General features: G+C 69.6%; 17 protein-coding genes. 4 read left to right on the forward strand and 13 right to left on the reverse strand.

The annotated features are described in order from the left end of the window. Nucleotides 1–75 precede the first annotated feature (75 nt). From HMPREF0321_RS03125 to glmS, 3 genes are all read right to left on the reverse strand, one after another. Nucleotides 76–1707: a bifunctional ADP-dependent NAD(P)H-hydrate dehydratase/NAD(P)H-hydrate epimerase gene (locus HMPREF0321_RS03125; protein ID WP_083803183.1), complete on the reverse strand. Its 1632-nt coding sequence runs from the start codon at nucleotides 1705–1707 to the stop codon at nucleotides 76–78. Between the two features lie 77 nt (nucleotides 1708–1784). Next, entirely contained in the window at nucleotides 1785–2135 is a 351-nt protein-coding gene (locus HMPREF0321_RS03130; RefSeq protein WP_038569133.1) for a holo-ACP synthase, read from the reverse strand. Nucleotides 2136–2293: 158 nt separating this feature from the next. After that, the gene (gene glmS, locus HMPREF0321_RS03135) at nucleotides 2294–4147 is read right to left on the reverse strand and encodes a glutamine--fructose-6-phosphate transaminase (isomerizing) (RefSeq protein WP_006944070.1); all 1854 of its coding nucleotides are present in this window, start codon (nucleotides 4145–4147) and stop codon (nucleotides 2294–2296) included. Between the two features lie 89 nt (nucleotides 4148–4236). Here glmS and coaA point away from each other — a divergent pair, with 89 nt between their 5' ends. Continuing rightward, nucleotides 4237–5199, forward strand: coding sequence for a type I pantothenate kinase (coaA, locus tag HMPREF0321_RS03140; protein WP_006944139.1), 963 nt, complete (start codon nucleotides 4237–4239; stop codon nucleotides 5197–5199). A 150-nt stretch (nucleotides 5200–5349) separates the two neighbouring features. On the opposite strand, the gene HMPREF0321_RS03145 is transcribed toward coaA, so the two are convergent. The 5 genes from HMPREF0321_RS03145 to mca form a co-directional block, all read right to left on the reverse strand. Next, entirely contained in the window at nucleotides 5350–5766 is a 417-nt protein-coding gene (locus HMPREF0321_RS03145) for a hypothetical protein (RefSeq protein WP_006944082.1), read from the reverse strand. A 244-nt stretch (nucleotides 5767–6010) separates the two neighbouring features. Continuing rightward, complete coding sequence (locus HMPREF0321_RS03150) at nucleotides 6011–7423, reverse strand: PhoH family protein (RefSeq protein ID WP_006944060.1); 1413 nt, start codon at nucleotides 7421–7423, stop codon at nucleotides 6011–6013. Nucleotides 7424–7585: 162 nt separating this feature from the next. Next, nucleotides 7586–8350: an isoprenyl transferase gene (locus tag HMPREF0321_RS03155; protein WP_006944141.1), complete on the reverse strand. Its 765-nt coding sequence runs from the start codon at nucleotides 8348–8350 to the stop codon at nucleotides 7586–7588. Between the two features lie 77 nt (nucleotides 8351–8427). Then, nucleotides 8428–8640, reverse strand: a complete 213-nt coding sequence (locus tag HMPREF0321_RS03160; RefSeq protein WP_006944099.1) for a hypothetical protein — start codon at nucleotides 8638–8640, stop codon at nucleotides 8428–8430. After that, a complete protein-coding gene (gene mca, locus HMPREF0321_RS03165; protein ID WP_006944130.1) occupies nucleotides 8640–9581 on the reverse strand; it encodes a mycothiol conjugate amidase Mca in 942 nt (313 codons plus the stop codon). Before mca ends, HMPREF0321_RS03160 begins: the two co-directional genes overlap by 1 nt. Nucleotides 9582–9661: 80 nt before the next feature. Here mca and HMPREF0321_RS03170 point away from each other — a divergent pair, with 80 nt between their 5' ends. Together HMPREF0321_RS03170 and greA are read left to right on the forward strand one after the other, a co-directional pair. Then, nucleotides 9662–10051: a DUF4307 domain-containing protein gene (locus HMPREF0321_RS03170; RefSeq protein WP_006944133.1), complete on the forward strand. Its 390-nt coding sequence runs from the start codon at nucleotides 9662–9664 to the stop codon at nucleotides 10049–10051. 208 nt (nucleotides 10052–10259) lie between these two features. After that, complete coding sequence (gene greA / locus HMPREF0321_RS03175; RefSeq protein ID WP_006944071.1) at nucleotides 10260–10751, forward strand: transcription elongation factor GreA; 492 nt, start codon at nucleotides 10260–10262, stop codon at nucleotides 10749–10751. Nucleotides 10752–10862: 111 nt separating this feature from the next. On the opposite strand, the gene HMPREF0321_RS03180 is transcribed toward greA, so the two are convergent. The 5 genes from HMPREF0321_RS03180 to HMPREF0321_RS03200 form a co-directional block, all read right to left on the reverse strand. Continuing rightward, the gene (locus HMPREF0321_RS03180; protein ID WP_006944126.1) at nucleotides 10863–11207 is read right to left on the reverse strand and encodes a hypothetical protein; all 345 of its coding nucleotides are present in this window, start codon (nucleotides 11205–11207) and stop codon (nucleotides 10863–10865) included. Then, nucleotides 11204–12412, reverse strand: coding sequence for a cystathionine gamma-synthase (locus HMPREF0321_RS03185; RefSeq protein WP_040014377.1), 1209 nt, complete (start codon nucleotides 12410–12412; stop codon nucleotides 11204–11206). Before HMPREF0321_RS03185 ends, HMPREF0321_RS03180 begins: the two co-directional genes overlap by 4 nt. A 141-nt stretch (nucleotides 12413–12553) precedes the next feature. Beyond that, nucleotides 12554–15619 carry a glycine--tRNA ligase gene (locus tag HMPREF0321_RS03190; RefSeq protein WP_006944144.1) on the reverse strand — a complete coding sequence of 1022 codons (3066 nt, stop codon included), beginning with the start codon at nucleotides 15617–15619 and terminating at the stop codon, nucleotides 12554–12556. 55 nt (nucleotides 15620–15674) lie between these two features. Continuing rightward, nucleotides 15675–16469, reverse strand: a complete 795-nt coding sequence (locus tag HMPREF0321_RS03195) for a hypothetical protein (protein ID WP_006944113.1) — start codon at nucleotides 16467–16469, stop codon at nucleotides 15675–15677. Continuing rightward, complete coding sequence (locus HMPREF0321_RS03200; protein ID WP_006944089.1) at nucleotides 16466–17527, reverse strand: GNAT family N-acetyltransferase; 1062 nt, start codon at nucleotides 17525–17527, stop codon at nucleotides 16466–16468. Before HMPREF0321_RS03200 ends, HMPREF0321_RS03195 begins: the two co-directional genes overlap by 4 nt. A 154-nt stretch (nucleotides 17528–17681) precedes the next feature. Here HMPREF0321_RS03200 and msrA point away from each other — a divergent pair, with 154 nt between their 5' ends. Then, nucleotides 17682–18329: a peptide-methionine (S)-S-oxide reductase MsrA gene (msrA, locus tag HMPREF0321_RS03205; RefSeq protein WP_006944083.1), complete on the forward strand. Its 648-nt coding sequence runs from the start codon at nucleotides 17682–17684 to the stop codon at nucleotides 18327–18329. The last annotated feature ends 65 nt before the right edge of the window (nucleotides 18330–18394 follow it).

An 18394-nucleotide genomic window follows, 5' to 3' on the forward strand; every position in this document is an offset into this window, starting at 1 on the left:
GGTGACGCCATTTTCGCACCCCAGCCGATCATCGCCCGACGCTGCCTGCCGGCCGCACGCCACTGACCCGCCGCCTCAGAGGCGGCCGGTGTGCAGGTCGTCGTCGAATCTCGTCTTGATCTCGACGAGCTCGGCGATCGCGCGTCCGACGTTCGAGGCGACGTCGAGCGCCCGCACCGGGCCGCCGGGGTTCGCCAGGTGCGCCGCCCGCCCGTGGATGTAGGTCGCGACGCTGCATGCTGCCGACGCCTCGATCCCCGCTGCGAGCGCCACCCCGACGATGCCCGCGAGGACGTCGCCCGTCCCGGCCGTCGCGAGCCAGTTCGGCGAGCGGTTCTCGACGAAGACAGCCCGGTCGTACGCGATGCCATCGGCTGATCGTTGCGCCGGACGCGCGATGACGGTCGCGCCGCCCTTGAGCAGCACGACGTATCCCGTCTCGTCGGCCATGCGACGAGCCCATCGCACGGGGTCGGCTTCGACGGCCTCACGCGTCACGTCGTCACCGTCGTCGGTGATGCCGAGCAGCGTCAGCGCTGACGCGAGTTCTCCCGCATGCGGCGTGATGACGGTGACGCTGCCCTCGGGCCGCTCGATCTCGTCGAGCCACGTCAGCGCGCCGGCGTCGATGACGACGGGAACGGCCTCGCCGAGCACCTCTATCGCGCTCTCGTAGCGTTCGGAGTTCTTCTCGCGCTCGCTCACGCCATCGATGCCAGAGCCAACGACCCAGGCCTGCACCCGGCCCATGCCGTGGACGGCCTCGGGGACGGCGGCGAGCACGAGGTCGGACGGACGTGACGGCCCCACGTACCGCACCATGCCGGCGCCGGCTGTCGCGGCCGCCACCGTCCCGAGTACCGCCGCACCGGGAAACGCGTTGCTGCCCGTCGCCATGCCGACGACGCCGCGCGTGTACTTGTGGTCGTGCGGTCCAGGAGTCGGCCAGCGCCCCGCATACTGCTGCACGCTCCATCGCAGCGCATCGGTGCTGAGACCGTCGAGCTCGGCGAGCCCGATGTCGACGACTCCCACCTCACCCGCCGCGCGTGGGTCGAGCAGCATCGTCGTCTTGAGTGCTCCGAACGTCACCGTGCGGTCAGCCGTGATGCCAGGTGTCGGGCAGTCGACGGCGACGACGTGCGTCTCGCACCCGATCGCCCGTACGGCGGATGCCCACGGCGCCGCGTCCGAGTCGTCCTTGCCATGCGAGCCACTCGAGCCCCGCGAGGCGCGCGCGCCGATGCCCAGAATGCCGTCGACGACGAGGTCCGCGGCGGTGATGGTCTGCAGCGAGCGTGGCCCGTCGCAGTGTTCGCCACCGCACTCGGTGTGCGGCCCCTGCGGGTGCTCGATGACGTCGAGACCCGCGTCGTGCACCGCGGCGAGACCCTCCTCGTGCGCCTTGCCGGCCACGAGCACGACGTCGGCACGCACTCCGAAGTCGCGCGCGAGGTCACGGGCAGCGAACAGCGCGTCACCTCCGTTGTTCCCAGGCCCGACGAGCACGACGACGCGCTCAGCGCGCAGCCTGCGCACCTCATCGGCGACGACGCGCGCCACCGCAGCGGCAGCGCGCTGCATGAGCGTGCCGCTCGTCAGCAGCTCGCCGCTCGCCTTCTCCGCCTCACGAACCCACGTCACCGACGCCGTCCGCAGCAGGTCGTCACCGTCGAGCCGCCCGACGTACTCGATGTCGTTCTCCATCGTCATGCCTCCTCGACCGACGGCCGACGCGAAGCCACCGTCGCCCCAGCTGCCGTGACCCGTAGTGCAACTCATCGTCATGCCTCCGCGATGACGACGGCCGACGCGATGCCACCGTCGTGAGTCAGCGAGAGGTGCAGGGCGTCGACGCCGAGGTCGTCCATGCGGGAGGCGACCGTCCCGCCCGTGCGCAGGAACGGTTGCCCCTGCGCGTTGGTGTCGACCTCCGCGTCCTGCCAGCTCATCCCGGGCGGCGCGCCGAGCGCCTTGCTCAACGCCTCCTTCGCCGCGAACCGGGCCGCGAGCGAGCGCACGTGCAGATCACGCTCCAGCGGTGTGAACAACCGCTCACGCATTCCGGGCGAGCTTTCCAGTGTCTCGGCGAACCGGTCGATCTCGACGACGTCGATGCCCACTCCCACGATCATGCGTTCAGTCAATCACTTGTCGCCTCGAGACCGCGCCCCCGAGCAACACGGCGCCGTCGTTGACGAACGGGTCGACCGGGCCTCGCGACGCAGGTCGCCGGCATACGACGGGGCGCCCCCACATGATGGTGGGAGCGCCCCGTCGGCGTCGGCGCGCGTCACTCCACGGTGACGCTCTTGGCCAGGTTGCGCGGCTGGTCGACGTCGAGGCCCTTGGCCGTCGACAGTTCGAGGGAGAACACCTGCAGCGGCACGATGGCGAGCAGCGGTGCGAGCAGCGGAGCCGACTTCGGGATGCGGATGACCTCGTCCGCGAACGGCACGACGGCTTCGTCGCCCTCCTCCGCGATGACGAGCGTGCGTGCGCCGCGCGCACGGATCTCCTGGATGTTGGAGACGACCTTGCCGTGCAGACCGTGCGGCGTGTCGGGGCCGGGCACCACGATGAACACCGGCTGCCCGGCGTCGATCAGCGCGATCGGGCCGTGCTTGAGCTCACCGGCGGCGAAGCCCTCGGCGTGGATGTAGGCGAGCTCCTTGAGCTTGAGCGCACCCTCCATCGCGATCGGGTAGCCGACGTTGCGGCCGAGGAACAACACCGAGCGGGTGTCGGCCATGAAGCGGGCGATCTCGCGGGTGCGGTCGAGGTGGCCGAGCAGCTCCTCGATCTTGGCCGGCATCTCCTGCAGCTCGCCCATGACCTTGGCCGCGTCGTCGGCGTACGTGCCGCCGCGCAGCTGCGCGAGGTAGAGGCCGAGGATGTAGCAGGCCGTGATCTGCGCGAGGAACGCCTTCGTCGAGGCGACCGCGATCTCCGGGCCGGCGTGCGTGTAGAGCACGGCGTCGGACTCGCGCGGAATCGTCGCGCCATGCGTGTTGCAGATCGACAGCGTGCGGGCGCCGAGCTCCTTGGCGTGCTTGACGGCCATGAGCGTGTCCATCGTCTCGCCCGACTGCGAGATCGACACGACCAGCGTGCGCTCGGAGACGATCGGGTCGCAGTAGCGGAACTCGTGCGCGAGCGACACCTCGACGGGGATGCGCGTCCAGTGCTCGATCGCGTACTTGGCGACCATGCCCGCATACGCGGCGGTGCCACACGCGACGATCGTGATGCGGTCGATGGCCTTGAGGTCCTCTTCGGAGATGCGGATCTCGTCGAGCGCCAGGCGCCCCGCCTCGTCCGTACGGCCGAGCAGCGTGTCGCGCACCGCGTCCGGCTGGTCGAAGATCTCCTTCTCCATGAACGTGTCGTAGCCGCCCTTCTCGGCGGACGCCGCGTCCCAGTCGACGTGGAACGTCTTGCCCTGCGCCGCGGAACCGTCGAAGTTGCACACCTCGACGGCCTCGGGGGTGATGACGACGACCTGGTCCTGGTCAACCTCCATCGCCTCCTTGGTGTACCCGATGAAGGCGGCGACGTCGGAGCCGAGGAAGTTCTCGCCCTCACCGAGGCCGATGACGAGCGGCGAGTTGCGGCGCGCCGCGACGACCTGGTTCGGGCTGTCGGCGTGCACGGCGAGGAGCGTGAACGCGCCCTCGAGACGGTTGACGACCTCGAGCATCGCGGCCTTCAGATCGTCCGCGTACGCCTTCGCGAGCAGGTGCGCGACGACCTCGGTGTCCGTCTCGGACGCGAACTCGACGCCGTCCTCGAGCAGCTGCGCGCGCAGCGGGTGGAAGTTCTCGATGATGCCGTTGTGGATAAGCGCGAGCTTGCCGTCCGTGCCGCCACGGTGCGGGTGGGCGTTCGCGTCCGTCGGGCCACCGTGCGTAGCCCAGCGCGTGTGACCGATGCCGGTCGCACTCGCGGGAAGCGGGTGGTTCTCCAGCTCGGCGCGCAGGTTGGCCAGCTTGCCGGCCTTCTTCGCCGTCGAGACGTGATCGCCCGTCACCAGGGCGATGCCGGCCGAGTCGTAGCCGCGGTACTCGAGGCGGGCGAGGCCCTCCATCACGACGGCCTCAGCGCGCTCGTCGACCTTCGAGCCGACGTATCCAACGATTCCACACATGCGATTCAGACTACCGGCACGCGCGCGCCGCCCACGAATCCCCGAACGTTCACGAACCCGTCCCCGCACGGACTTGGCACAATGACACCGTGACCCGCGCCCACCACCCGCCGCTGCCGAGCCCCTACGTCGAACTCACCCGAGCCGACTGGGCCCGCCTGCGCGACACCCACCCCATCGACCTGACGAGCGACGACGTGCGCCGCCTCGCCGGGCTCGGCGAACGCATCGACCTCGCCGAGGTCGAGGACGTCTACCTTCCCCTGTCGCGCCTGCTCAACTTCTACGCCGCCGCGACGCAGAACCTGCACCGCACGACGACGGACTTCCTCCAGGAACGCCCCGCCAAGACGCCCTTCATCATCGGCGTCGCCGGCTCCGTCGCCGTCGGCAAGTCGACGACCGCCCGCGTCCTGCAAGAACTGCTCGCGCGCTGGCCCGACACGCCCCGCGTCGAACTCATCACCACCGACGGCTTCCTCTACCCCAACGCCGAACTCGAACGCCGCGGCATCATGGACCGCAAAGGCTTCCCCGAGAGCTACGACCGACGCGCCCTCGTCCGCTTCGTCGCCGAGGTCAAGGGCGGCAAGGCGGAAGTCGAAGCGCCCGTCTACAGCCACCTCGTCTACGACATCGTGCCGGACGAGAAGATCGTCGTGCGCCAACCCGACATCCTCATCGTCGAAGGCCTCAACGTCCTGCAACCACCTGTCTCGACGCCCGGGCAACCCACCCGCTCGACGCTCACCGTCAGCGACTTCTTCGACTTCAGCGTCTACGTCGACGCCCGCGAAACCGACATCCGCGAGTGGTACATCAACCGGTTCCTGCGCCTACGCGAAACTGCGTTCGCCGACCCCGACTCCTACTTCCACCGCTACGCCCGACTCGACGACGACGAAGCCGTCACCCTCGCCACCCGCATCTGGGAGAGCATCAACCTGCCCAACCTCATCGACAACGTCCAACCCACCCGCGGCCGCGCCACCGCCATCCTGCGCAAGAGCAGCAACCACGCCGTCGACAGCGTCAAACTGAGGAAGCTGTGATGTCCCTCGCCGCCATCACGCAAGGTTGCCTGCGCAATGAGCGGTCGGCGAGCGGGACGTCAGAGCAACTCGCGCACCTGCACCGGCGCGTACCGATGCGGCCGTCAAGCTGGTGGTCTGCGGGCAAGGCGGTCCTGCACCCCTGACGGGTCAGTGGGTGCGGGCGTGCTCGTCGGAATCGAGACGGTCGCGGACGTCGTCGCGCTCGAAGACCTCGTCGTCCTGGTCGAAGGCCCCGTGGCGGCGCTCGGCCGCGTCGAAGTCGTCATCCAGATCGTCGAGAGTGTCGAAGTCGTCGCGCGACTCCTCATCCGGGTGACGACGGCGATCCGCCGCCCACAACGCCATCCAGACGACGGCGAACAGCGCCGCCACCGCGAGACCCGCGAGCAAGCCACCCCCCGCGCCGAACAGGAACTGCGAGCCGACGCCCGTGCGCTTGCTCTCCCCGAACTCCGGCGCCGCACCCGACGACGCCTTCCCGGCACTGACCGCGGCGAAGACCGTCGCGACGAACGCGACAACCCAGTACGCGATCCCGAAGAGCTTGTTCTGGACGAGACGCACGGTCGAGCCTTCCTCACGATCGGTGACCCGCCACCTCCCCGCGGCGGATCGTCGAAGCACACGCTACCCAGTCACGAGCCCACTGCGCGCGCGCCACACCGACACCGCCGCCACCGGCTCACATCGGACGCAGCGGGCACGCGGCCAGACCCCGTCAGGCCCCACGCGTCGGCGACACGATCAGCCCACGCGCCGGCCGTCAGTTCGCGAGCACCGGCGCGACGATCAGCCCACGCGCCGGCCGTCAGTTCGCGAGCACCGACGTCACGAGCGCCGCGATGGGGCTGCGTTCCGACCGCGTCAACGTCACGTGCCCGAACAGTGCGTGCCCCTTAAGCTTCTCGACGACCGCGGCGATGCCGTCATGGCGCCCCACCCGCAGGTTGTCGCGCTGCGCGACGTCATGCGTCAGCACGACGCGCGAGTTCTGGCCCATGCGCGACAGCACCGTCAGCAGCACGTTGCGCTCCAACGACTGCGCCTCGTCGACGATGACGAACGCGTCGTGCAGCGAACGCCCACGGATGTGCGTCAGTGGCAGCACCTCGAGCAGGTCGCGCGCGATGATCTCGTCGACGACCTCCTTGCTCACGACGGCGCCGAGCGTGTCGAACACCGCCTGAGCCCACGGGCCCATCTTGTCGTTCTCACTGCCCGGCAAGTATCCGAGCTCCTGGCCGCCGACGGCGTACAGCGGGCGGAAGACGATCACCTTGCGGTGCGCGCGACGCTCCATGACCGCCTCGAGGCCCGCGCACAGCGCGAGCGCGCTCTTGCCGGTGCCGGCCTTCCCGCCGAGGCTGACGATGCCGACGTCGAGGTCGCTCAACAGGTCGATGGCGATGCGCTGCTCGGCGGAGCGGCCGTACAACCCGAACAGGTCGCGGTCGCCGCGCACGATCTTCACCACGTTTCCCGGCATGACGCGCCCGAGCGCCGAACCGGACGCCTCGCCGTCGGCGCTCAGGATGACGCCGGTGTTGACGGGCAGATCCTCGAGGCCGTCGAGCGTGACGCGCCCCGTCGCGTACAGGGTGTCGATCTCACTCGCGTCGACGCTGCGTTCGACGATGCCCGTCCACCCCGAGTCGGGCACCCCGTCGGCGCGGTACTCATCGGCCGACAGCCCGGTTGCGGACGCCTTGATGCGCATCGGCAGGTCCTTGCTCACCACCGTCACGTCGTTGCCCTCGGCCGCGAAGTTGGCGGCGACCGCGAGGATGCGCGAGTCGTTGTCACCGAGTCGGAAACCCGCGGGCAGGGCGGCGGGGTCGGTGTGGTTGAGTTCGACGCGCAGCGTGCCGCCATCACCGATCGGGACGGGGTGGTCGAGGCGGCCGTGACGCACGCGCAGGTCGTCGAGCAGGCGCAGGCACTCACGCGCATAGTAGCCGAGCTCGGGGTGATGACGCTTGGCCTCGAGCTCGGTGACGACGACGACTGGGAGCACGACGTGGTGCTCGGCGAACCGGGTGAACGCGCGCGGGTCGGACAACAGCACGGACGTGTCGAGCACGTACGTCTTGACGCGCTGGGCGACGGCGGCGTTCGTCGTCGCGCCGTCATCGGTTCCGGGCCTGAGGCCCGATTCGAGCTGGGTGGTCGAGGTGAGCGCGCCCGCGGCGCCCTCCGTCGTGAGGGTGTCCGCCAGGGTCATCGTCGATTCCTCGGGTCACGGGTGCGAACGCGCCGGCCGGGCGCCCGCGAGGAGCCGTCGTGCACCCCTCGTCCTCGACGCTAACGGCGGCGCCACCGCAGGTCGGCGGCCAGCCTGAGAAGCCTGCATGAACTTCACGTGAATGGCCGCCGCAGCGACGCGTCACGACCCGAAACGACGCTCGCGTTCGGCGTAGGCGCGCAGCGCGCGCAGGAAGTCGACGCGACGGAAGTCGGGCCAGAACGCTTCGCAGAAGTAGAACTCGCTGTGCGCCGACTGCCACAGCAGGAAGCCGCCGAGGCGCTGCTCCCCCGAGGTGCGGATGACGAGATCCGGGTCGGGCTGGCCCTTCGTGTAGAGGTAGTCGCCGACGCTGTCGATCGTCAGACGCTGCGCGAGCTGCGTCATGTCCTCACCGCGCTCGGCCGCGTCGAGCAGGATGGCGCGGAAAGCGTCGACGATCTCCTGACGCCCGCCGTACCCGACGGCGATGTTGACGACCATTCCGTCGCCGTCCTGCGTCGCGCTGACGGCGTTCTCCAGCCGGGTGCGCGTCGCCTCCGGCAGCAGCCCGAGGGCGCCGACGAGGTTGAACCGGCGGTTGCCGGCTGCGGAGAGTTCGTCGACGACGTCCTCGATGATGGCGAGCAGTGGCGCGAGCTCGGTCTCGCTGCGCTTGAGGTTGTCGGTCGACAGCAACCACAGCGTCACGACCTCGATGCCGAGCTCCTCGCACCACGTGAGCAACGGTTCGATGTTGTCGGCGCCCGCCTTGTGACCGTGCGCGGTGTTCGCGCCCCTCTTCTTCGCCCAGCGACGGTTTCCGTCGAGCATGAGGCCGACGTGACGCGGGAGACGCTCAGGAGGCAGGCCCTTGACGAGTTGGCGCTCGTAGGCGGTGTACAGCACGTCGCCCGGTCCGCGCATGGCTGCCTCCTCGTGGTGTGGCGCTGGGTTGACGATAGCAACGCCGGAGCAGGTGGCCTGCCCCGGCGCCGCGACGATCAGTGCTGTGCGCTGCCGATCGGGTCGTCGTCCCCGCGCGGCGCGGAGTCTGCCTCGCGTGCGCCGACGCTCTGCTCGCGCTCGGTGAACGTCATCTTGCGCAGGTGCGTGTTCATCGAACGGAACAGAAACCAGCACGCGAGCGCCAGGCCGAAGAGCACGAGAAAACCCCAGATGCCTGCGGTGACCTCGACGGATTCGTTGCCGCCCATCAGTGTTCCTTCCGTTCGGCGACGTCGTCGATCACCATTGTGACAGCGCCGCTCGTCGCGAGTGCATCCGCCTGCTCGGGTGATCCGAGCCCGGCGAACAGGTCGTCCTCGTCCGGGGTGAGCGGCACCGCGCTCAGTGCGAGGTCCCATTCCTCTGTCGGCCACGCCTCGCCCTGCTCGCGCGCGTCGAGCGCGAAGAACATGCCGTCGGGGTCGATCTGCGTCGCGTGGGCGAGCAACGCGCGCGAGCGCACGTCGAACCACTCGTCGCAGCGCACCCGCGTCGTGACGCGCCCCTCGGGCCGGTCGCTGCGGCGCTCCAGCCATTCGGGGTACGGCGAATCGCGCCCGTCCTTCACGAGGGCCTCGTGGTAGGCGCTCAGCTTCGCGCGGGTGAAGGTGCGGTCGTAGTAGACCTTGAGCGGCTGCCACGGCGCACCGGCGTGCGGGTAGGCGTCCGGATCGCCCGCCGCGCGGACGGCGGCGATCGTCACGACGTGCGTCATGATGTGGTCCGGGTGCGGGTAACCGCCGTTCTCGTCGTACGTCGTGACGACGTGGGGGCGGCGCTCGCGGATGACCCGCACGAGCGCCTCGACGGTGATGTCGAGCGGCTCCAGCGCGAAGCATCCGTCGGGCAGCGGCGGCAGCGGGTCCCCCTCGGGCAGACCCGAATCGACGAAGCCCAGCCAGACGTGCTCGAAGCCGACGACCTCGCGCGCCTTCGCCATCTCCGCGCGACGCAGCGCGACGAGGTCACTCTTGACCTGCGGGTCGTCGACGAGGCGCGGGTTGAGCACGTCACCACGTTCGCCGCCGGTGCAGGTGACGACGGTGACGTCGTCCCCCTCGGCGAGGTAGCGCGCCATCGTCGCTGCGCCCTTGCTCGATTCGTCGTCGGGGTGCGCATGCACCGCCATGAGCCGGAATCCGCCTGCCACCTGACACCTCGTATCGTGAGACCTGTTGAACTGCTCCGCAGGCGAACCCGCGCAGCACCCATTGTGACAAAGGAGAGCGAGTGCCCCTCGAACGCCCACGGGCCGAACAACGCAAGTGGTGGATCATCGGCACGCTCGGCGTGGTCCTCATGACGGCGTTCTGCATCTGGTTCGGCATCCAGTGGACGTCGAACACGGTCACCGCGAACCAACACGGCTTCAAGGTGCTCTCCGACGATCGCATCCAGGTGAGCTGGGACGTCATCCCCAGCGACAAGGACAAGCCGGTGACCTGCACGCTCATCGCGCTCAATGACCGCCGCGACGTCCTCGGTTCGAAGTCGGTCTCGCTCAAGCCGAGCCCCTACGACTCGACGACGTACACCGACGTCGTGCGCACCACGTCGCGCGCCGTCTCGGGCACCGTCAAGGAGTGTCACTACACCGGCGAGAAGGCTCAGGCCGAGTGACGTCGCGGCGTCGATGCCGCGGCACACTCTGTCGCTGACGACGCGCGCAAGAGCCGTCGACGACGTGCGTTCTCGCGCCATGGCGCTAGAATGGTGGTTTCACCTGGGCTGAGACGCGCACCGCCGCCGGCGGACACCGCAGCGTCTTGGCCTTGTTCTTTCGTGCGGGAGACCGTGCGAGACCCGAAAGCACAGCAAGGAGAAGACCGTGAGCGAGACCACCACCTCCTCCAGCTTCCTGACGCAGGACGCATACGACCGTCTCTCGGCGGAACTCGAGCACCTCAAGGGAGAGGGCCGTTCCGACATCGCGAAGCGCATCGAAGCCGCGCGCGAGGAGGGCGACCTCAAGGAGAACGGTGGCTACCACGCCGCCAAGGAGGAGCAGGGCAAGATGGAGGCCCGCATCCGCCAGCTCGAGTCACTGCTGCGCGACGCCGTCGTCGGGGAGGCACCGAAGGACAACGGCATCGTCGACTCCGGCATGGTCGTCACCGTCGAGATGTTCGGTGACACCGAGACGTTCCTGCTCGGCAGCCGTGAGATCGCCGGGGACGCCGACATCGACGTCTACTCCGAGCAGTCGCCGCTCGGTGAGGCGATCATGGGCAAGAAGGTCGGCGAGGAGACCTCCTACGACGCCCCGAACGGCAAGACGATCGAGGTCAAGATCGTCGACGCGAAGCCGTACGCCGGCTGACGCATCGTTCGGCACGACACGAAGAGGGCAACCCCGTGGTGGGGTTGCCCTCTTCGTGCATCCGACGCGACGCGTGCGCCGGCTCCGGTGTGCGCGGCCGGCTGGTCCGCCTCAGACGGTGCCAGTCGTCACCTGCGCCGCGACCGAGATGGCCAGCAGCGCGCTGACGCCGAGCAGCAGCCAGCCCCAGACCCATTCGGCCTGGGCCGGCCGTGGCCGACGCAGATCGGTGCGCGGGCCCCGCGCCCCAAGGTGGGCGACGACGTCGGCCGGAGGCTCGGGGCGGTCTTGGTCGAACGGGCCGCCCTGCGTGTCGGCCCACCACTGCTCCGCCCGCGTGATGCCGGCCTCGTTGCGCGCCCACGCGGCGCGCGCCGCCCGGGCGCGACGCAGCAGGTAGAGCGCCGCGACGAGCGCCACGCCCGCGAGGACGAGGCGCACGACGACACCGGTCATCGCGTGGAGTCGAGTGCGTTTCGCAGGTCGGCGACGAGGTCGTCGGCCTCCTCGATGCCCACGGAGAGACGGATGAGGGCGGCCGGTACCTCGAGGTCCGTGCCGGCGACGGAGGCGTGCGTCATCTTCGCCGGGTGCTCGATGAGCGACTCGACGCCGCCGAGGCTCTCGCCGAGGGTGAAGATCTTCGTGGCATTGCAGACCTCGAGCGCGCGCTCCATGCCGCCGGCCACCTCGAAGCTCACCATGCCGCCGAAGCGCTTCATCTGCTTGACGGCGACGTCGTGGCCCGGGTGCGAGGCGAGGCCCGGGTAGTAGATCTTCGTGACGTCGTCACGGCTCGCCAGGAACTCGACGATCTTCTCGGCGTTGTCGCAGTGACGCTCCATGCGCACCGACAGCGTCTTGAGACCGCGCAACGTCAGCCAGCTGTCGAACGGACCGGAGATGGCGCCGATCGCGTTCTGGTGGAAGCCGATGCGCTCCGCGGCGTCCTCGAACTCGGGCACGCCGATGTTCTTCGCGACGACGACCGCTCCCCCGACGACGTCGGAGTGGCCGCCCGAGTACTTCGTCGTCGAGTGCACGACGATGTCGGCGCCGAGCGCAATCGGCTGCTGCAGGTAGCTCGAGGCGAACGTGTTGTCGACGACGAGCAGTGCGCCCGCCTCGTGCGCGACGGCCGCGAGCGCCGTGATGTCGGCGATGCCGAGCTTGGGGTTGGTCGGAGTCTCGACCCAGATCAGCTTGGTCTTGTCGGTTACGGCGGCGCGCACGGCGTCGACGTCGGAGATGGGTGCCGTCGAGTACTCGACGCCCCAGCTCTTCGTCACCTTGTCGACGAGGCGGTAGGTGCCGCCGTAGGCGTCGGTGGGGATGACCATGTGCTCACCCGGGCGCAGGATCGAGCGGATGACGGTGTCCGAGCCCGCGAGACCGGAGGCGAACGCGAAACCCTTGGCGCCGCCCTCGAGAGCGGCGATGCACTCCTCGAGCGCCGTGCGCGTCGGATTGGCCGAGCGGCTGTACTCGTAGCCCTCACGCAGACCGCCGACGCCGTCCTGCTTGTACGTCGAGGTCTGGTAGATGGCCGGAACGACCGCGCCGGTGCGCGGGTCGGGCTCCTGCCCCGCGTGGATCGCGCGGGTCGTGAAACCGAGGGTCGAGAGGTCGGAGAGGTCTGCGTTCTCGTTGTCGTGCGTCATGCCGACAAGCCTAGTGCTGCGCACCGACAACCTCGAAAGTCGTGTGAATCCGGCACCGAGGCCGCACTGCACACGGCGACTCGGGACACGACGACGGCCCCACCTCGTCGACTCGGGGTGAGGCCATCGGGTTCGCTCGGGTCAGACGTCGAGCGCCCGGTCGAGTTCCTTGTAGTCGATGCCGGCCGGCGCCTTGGCGATGACGCTCTGCAGCAGGCCGAGGCGAGCGGCCTTGAGCGCCTCGTCGTCAGCCATGACGAGGACGTCGTCGAAGAACCTGTTGAGCGGCTCGGTGAGACCCGAGGCGTCCGCGAACCACTGCGTCAGCGAGTCGCCCGAGTGGTCGGGCAGTGCCTCGACGAGCGGAGCCAGCGTCTTCTCGGCCTCGTCGGTGAGCACGGACGCATCGAAGCCCGGCTGGGTGCCCGCAGGCACGATGCGCGTGATGCGCTGCGTCACCTGCACGAGGGCGCGGAACGCCTCGTCATCGCGCAGAGCCTCGACGTCGGCGAGCACCGCGGCGGCGCGACCGGGCGTTCCGGCGCTCGGGCTGAGGGCCGTGACGAGCGCCGCCGAGACGCCTTCGTCGCGCAGCTGCTGGCCGAAGCGGCCCTCGACGAACTCGAGAGCCGATGCGAGCACCTCGTCCGAGACCTCGACGCCCTGCTCACGCAGTCGCGCGGCGGCAGCGTCGAGACCGTCGCTCACGCTGATGGCGGCCACGGCTGGCACACCGCGCAGGATCGACACGACGCCGAGCGCCGCGCGGCGCAGCGCGAACGGGTCGGACGAGCCTGTCGGTTTCGCGCCGATGGCGAACATCGCGGTGAGCAGATCGAACCGGTCGGCCAGCGCGAGCAGCGCGCCCGGCGTCGAGGAGGGCAGCGAGTCGCCCGCCGAGCGCGGCTTCTCCATCTCGAACAGGGCATCGGCCACAGCCGCGGTCTCCCCCGCCTTCAGCGCGTATTCGCGCGCCATCGTTCCGGCGAGGCTCGACAGTTCGACGACCATCGCCGTCGACAGGTCGAACTTCGCGAGCGCGCCGGCGCGCGACAACGTTGCCTGCTCATCGCCCGTGAGTTCAACGGAAGCAGCGAGTTTCGTCGACACGTCCTTGATCCGGTCCGCACGCTGCGCGAACGAACCGAGACGGTTCTCGAACGTCAGCTTGTCGATCTGCGCGCGGAAGTCGTCGAGCGGAACCTTGAGGTCGGCCTCCCAGAAGAACGCCGCGTCCTCATAGCGGGCCCGCAGCACCGACTCGTTGCCGGCGCGCACGACGTCGTCGTCGATCGAGCCGTTGGCCATCGTGACGAAGTACGGCATGAGCGTGCCGGAGGCGTCGCGCACCGGCAGGTAGCGCTGGTGCTTGCGCATGACGGTGGTAAGGATCTGTTCGGGCAGCTCGAGGTAGCGCTCCTCGAAGGTGCCGAGCACACCGTGCGGCTCCTCGACGAGGTTCGTGATCTCGTCGACGAGACCCGCCTCGCCGTCGATGTCGATCGTGCCGCCGACGCTCTTCGCGAGCGCCAGGGCACCGTCGACGACCTGCCGTCGTCGCGCGGTCGGGTCGAGCACGAAACCGGCCGCTTCGAGCGTCGGGACGAGCTCGTCGGCAGCCGCGACGTCGACGTGCGGCTGCGCTGCGGTGCGCGCGACGTACGTCGTGCGGCCCGTGGTGAGCGAGCCCACCGTCGCGGGGACGACGTGCTTGCCCCACAGCGCGACGACCCAGCGGATCGGGCGGCTGAACGTCAGCTGCGGGTCGTTCCACTTCATGTTCTTGTCGCTGCGTAGGCCGGAGACGACGTCGGCGACGATCTCACCGAGCACCTCGAGCACACCGCGCCCCGTCTGCGTCTGCTTGACGGCGACGTGCTGGGCACCGTCGAACTCGGCGGTGACGACGTCGTCGACGGAGACGCCCTTGCCGCGCGCGAAGCCCTCGAGGGCCTTCGTCGGCGCACCGTCCTTGTAGGCGGCCGCGACCTTCGGGCCCTTGGCGAGGGTCTCGGAGTCCGGCTCGTGCGCGCTGACCCCGGGCACGGTGACGACGATGCGGCGCGGCGTGCCGACGACGGCGACGTCGCCGTGCTCGAGGCGGGTGCCGGCGAGCGCCGACGCGACGGCCTCGCGCACGGCGGGAATCGTCGCGTCGAGCACGTGCGGCGGCATCTCCTCGACGCCGATCTCGAACGCGAACGTCTGCGGCGCGTCGCCGAGTTCGGTTGCGGTGGGCGCCGGTTCGGGCTTCTCGACGGGCTGGGTGACGTTGGGCGCCGACGCGGCCGCCTCCGCCAGCTCACGCACGCGTGACGTCGCCGCGTCGCCCTTGAGCAGCGGGTGACCGAGTTCGGCGCGACGCTCGCTCCACAGTGCACCGGTCTCGCGAGCGAGGCGGCGCATGAGGGAGAACGAGCGTGCACGCTCCGTCGTGGAGACGGCGCCGCGGCTGTCGAGGATGTTGAACGCGTGCGAGCTCTTGAGCACGTACGTCCACGCCGGCACCGGCAGGCGCGCGTCGATGAGGCGCTGAGCCTCGTCGGTGTACTCCTTGAAGAACGCGCGGGCCGCGTCGACGTCGGCGTCGTCGAGGTAGTAGCGCGACATCTCGTACTCGTTCTGCGCGAACACCTCGCCGTAGCTGATGCCCTCGGCGTACGCCATGTCCTTGAAGTGCGTGACGCCCTGCAGCGCCATGAGGATGCGCTCCATGCCGTACGTCAGCTCGACGGCGACAGGCTCGAGGTTCTGCCCGACGACCTGCTGGAAGTATGTGAACTGCGTGACCTCCATGCCGTCGAGCCAGACCTCCCAACCCAGGCCCCACGCGCCGATGGCTGGCTGCTGCCAGTTGTCCTCGACGAAGCGCACGTCGTGCGCGTCGAGGTCGATGCCGAGCGCCTCGAGCGAGCCGAGGTAGAGCTCCTGCGGGTTGCCCGGGTCGGGCTTGAGGATGACCTGGAACTGCGTGTGCGTCTGCAATCGGTTCGGGTTCTCGCCGTAGCGGCTGTCATCCGGGCGCACGGAGGGCTCGACGTACGCGACGTGCCACGGCTCGGGCCCGAGCACGCGCATGACGGTGTTGGGGTTCATCGTCCCCGCACCGACCTCGGTGTTGTAGGGCTGCACGACCATGCATCCGCGGTCGGTCCAGTACTTCTGCAGCGTCAACAGGGCATCTTGCATCGTCAGCACGTCGGTCACGCGCCCCAGGTTACCGAGTGCGCACGCGCCCCGCCCATTCGTCCCGATCACGGCGTCACAGCAGACGATGACGGCGCACGCGCCGCCCGGGAATGCGGGCGCTCGCCACGAGTTCCCGCGTCGTCAGCACCTTGGTCGGCGACATCCATCCGCACGACGGCTTGTGGAGCGCGTAGCCACCACCCAGGCTGACGGCCGCGTGGTCGATCAGGCCGTCGGGGTTGCGCCAGACATGGACCACACCGAGGCCGTCGTCGGTGTCATGACGCGGCAGCAACCGCGTCCGCTCTCGCAGCCACGCCTCGATGGGCTCGCGCTGCATCCACTCCTCACGCGCGCCGTCCATGCCGGCCGCGGCGAGAACGGCACCGAAGCAGTTGGGCCCGCTGGCGCGCGAGAACGTCCCCGCGATTTCACGGGCGCCTGGCAGCACGGCGTCGATGTCGCCCCAGGCCCGCTCGGTGATCTCGCGATGACGACTCGCGCGCCGCCCCTCGACGACGTATGCCACGACGCGCTCGAGGTCGCGCGCGATGGCCGACGCGTCGTCACCGCTACGCCAGAGGTGACGCGTGGGTTGCGCTCGCCTCAGAGACGCCGGCAAGGCGCGCTCCGCCGCGCGATCGAGCCAGCAGATGGCTTGATCGTCCACGCCGTACAGCAGGAACGTGTCCTTGAGCTCGAACGTCACCCGCTCGGGCTCGTCGCGCAGGCCGAGGTCGTGCGCGACGCTGCGGGGCACGACGAACGGCTGATTGACCGGCATCGTCCACGTGCGCCACTGCAGCAGCTGCTCGTGCGTCACCTCGATGCCGAGCACCTCGCGTACGGGCGCCCCGGACGGGCTCATGCAAGCCTCTTCTGCCATTCGATCATCGTGCCCTCGCGTTCGTAGCCGAGCTCGGAGTTGATCCGCAGCATGTGGGTGTTCGTCTCGTCGTTCCAGGTGCGCTGCACCTCGACGCCCGGCGCGACCTGCGGCAGCAGCAGCGACACCGCAGCCTTGACCCGGTAGCCGAGCCGGCGCCCACGGTGCGCGGCCTCGACCAGGGTGTCGTCCTGGTAGGCAATCCAAGGCGTCTCCGCGGGAACGCTGACGTGCGTGAGCGCGGCCATCTGCCCGGTCGATCGGTGCCACGCCACGGCCTCGACGACGCGTCGGCCCTGAGCGCGTGCGGTGTCGAACAGCTCGCGCACCCGCGCGGCATCCCACGTCTCCGGTTCGATCGCAACGTCACCGAGCGGGGTGTCGGTCGACATCATCGCTCCGAGACGGGCCCGCTCCTCGAGCCACTGCGACGGGAGGTCGTCGACGGCCGTCTCGACGACATACTCGTCGTCGAACGCGAGGGCGGCACGCATCTGTGCGGCGACGGCGTCGCTGACCGGCAGACGCTGAGCGTTGCGCACGCACGTCTGGGCCTGGGCGAACCCGCGGGCAGCGAGGAAGGCGCCCCCGGCGTCAGGCTGGCCGACGGGCGTCTGCGTCTCGACGAGGACCGTCGTACGTCCCTCGTCCTGCATGATCTCCTCCGCGGCTGAGAGCAGCGCCGAGCCGACACCCCGTCGTCGCGCGGGAGCCAGCACGTCGAGGTGGAGAAACGCGAGGTGGGTGTTGTCGCGGCGCGGCAGGACGAGCTCGGCGGCACCGACGACGCCAGCCGCTGTGTCCACGCCATCATCCTGGATGTCGGCTGCTCCCCCAACGGCGTCGTCGTCGTATGAGGCTTCCCCCTCGACGGCGACGAACGCATGACGCGTCTCGGATTCCTTGCCCCACATGGCGCGCAGCTCGTCGGCGGGGTAGGCGGTCGTGTGCTTGCCCCACTGCTCGTGGCCCACCGTCATGAAGACCTGCGCCCAGGTGTCGAACAGCGGGTCGGACGGGCCGATCTGACGAATGCGCATGGCGACATTGCACTCAGCACCAGCTGCGTACGCAACCGGTTTTTCGGCGCGTCCGCCTGGATCGCGCGACAACCCGTTCATGCCGGCGGAGGCTCGGGCCGGAATGCCTCGACCGCCGGCGGTGTTGTCTCGGAACCCGAAGGAAAGGCACCTCATGTTCACTCGAAAGCACACCCGAACGCCCGAGGCGAGCGACCTGCACGACGTCCTCGACGTGCCGATGTTCTCCGAACTGCCCGACGGCTCGGCGACCCTGTACGTCGCGATGGGCTGCTTCTGGGGCGCCGAACGCATCTTCTGGAAGATTCCGGGCGTCGTCACCACGGCCGTCGGGTACATGGGCGGCCACGCCACCGAGCCGACGTACGAGGACGTCTGTGGCGGCGGCACGGGCCACACCGAGACGGTCATGGTGGCCTACGACCCGTCGCGCGTGTCCGAACGCGAGCTTCTCAAGGCGTTCTGGGAGAACCACGACCCGACGACCGCGAACCGGCAGGGCAACGACGTCGGCACGCAGTACCGCTCGGCGATCTACTGGACGACGCCGCAGCAGGAGCGCGCTGCCCGCGAGACGTCCGCGCTCTTCCAGGAGGCACTCGACGACGCGGGCCGCGGCGCCATCACGACCGAGATGCGCCCGGCCGACGAGGCGGGCCCCTTCTGGCCGGCGGAGCTGTACCACCAGCAGTACCTGTCCAAGCACCCGGGCGGCTACTGCAACCACGGCTTCAAGGGCGTCACGTGCCCCGTCGGCGTCGCCGACCTGCCCGCGCAGACGGACGTCCTCCCGCCACGCTGACGACGACATGCACGGCGGCCGCTGAGCCGGCGGCCAATCAACCGGCCACCGCGGCGCACCGGCCG

Origin of the sequence: Dermacoccus sp. Ellin185, assembly GCF_000152185.1 — a bacterium.
Lineage (GTDB): Bacteria > Actinomycetota > Actinomycetes > Actinomycetales > Dermatophilaceae > Dermacoccus > Dermacoccus nishinomiyaensis.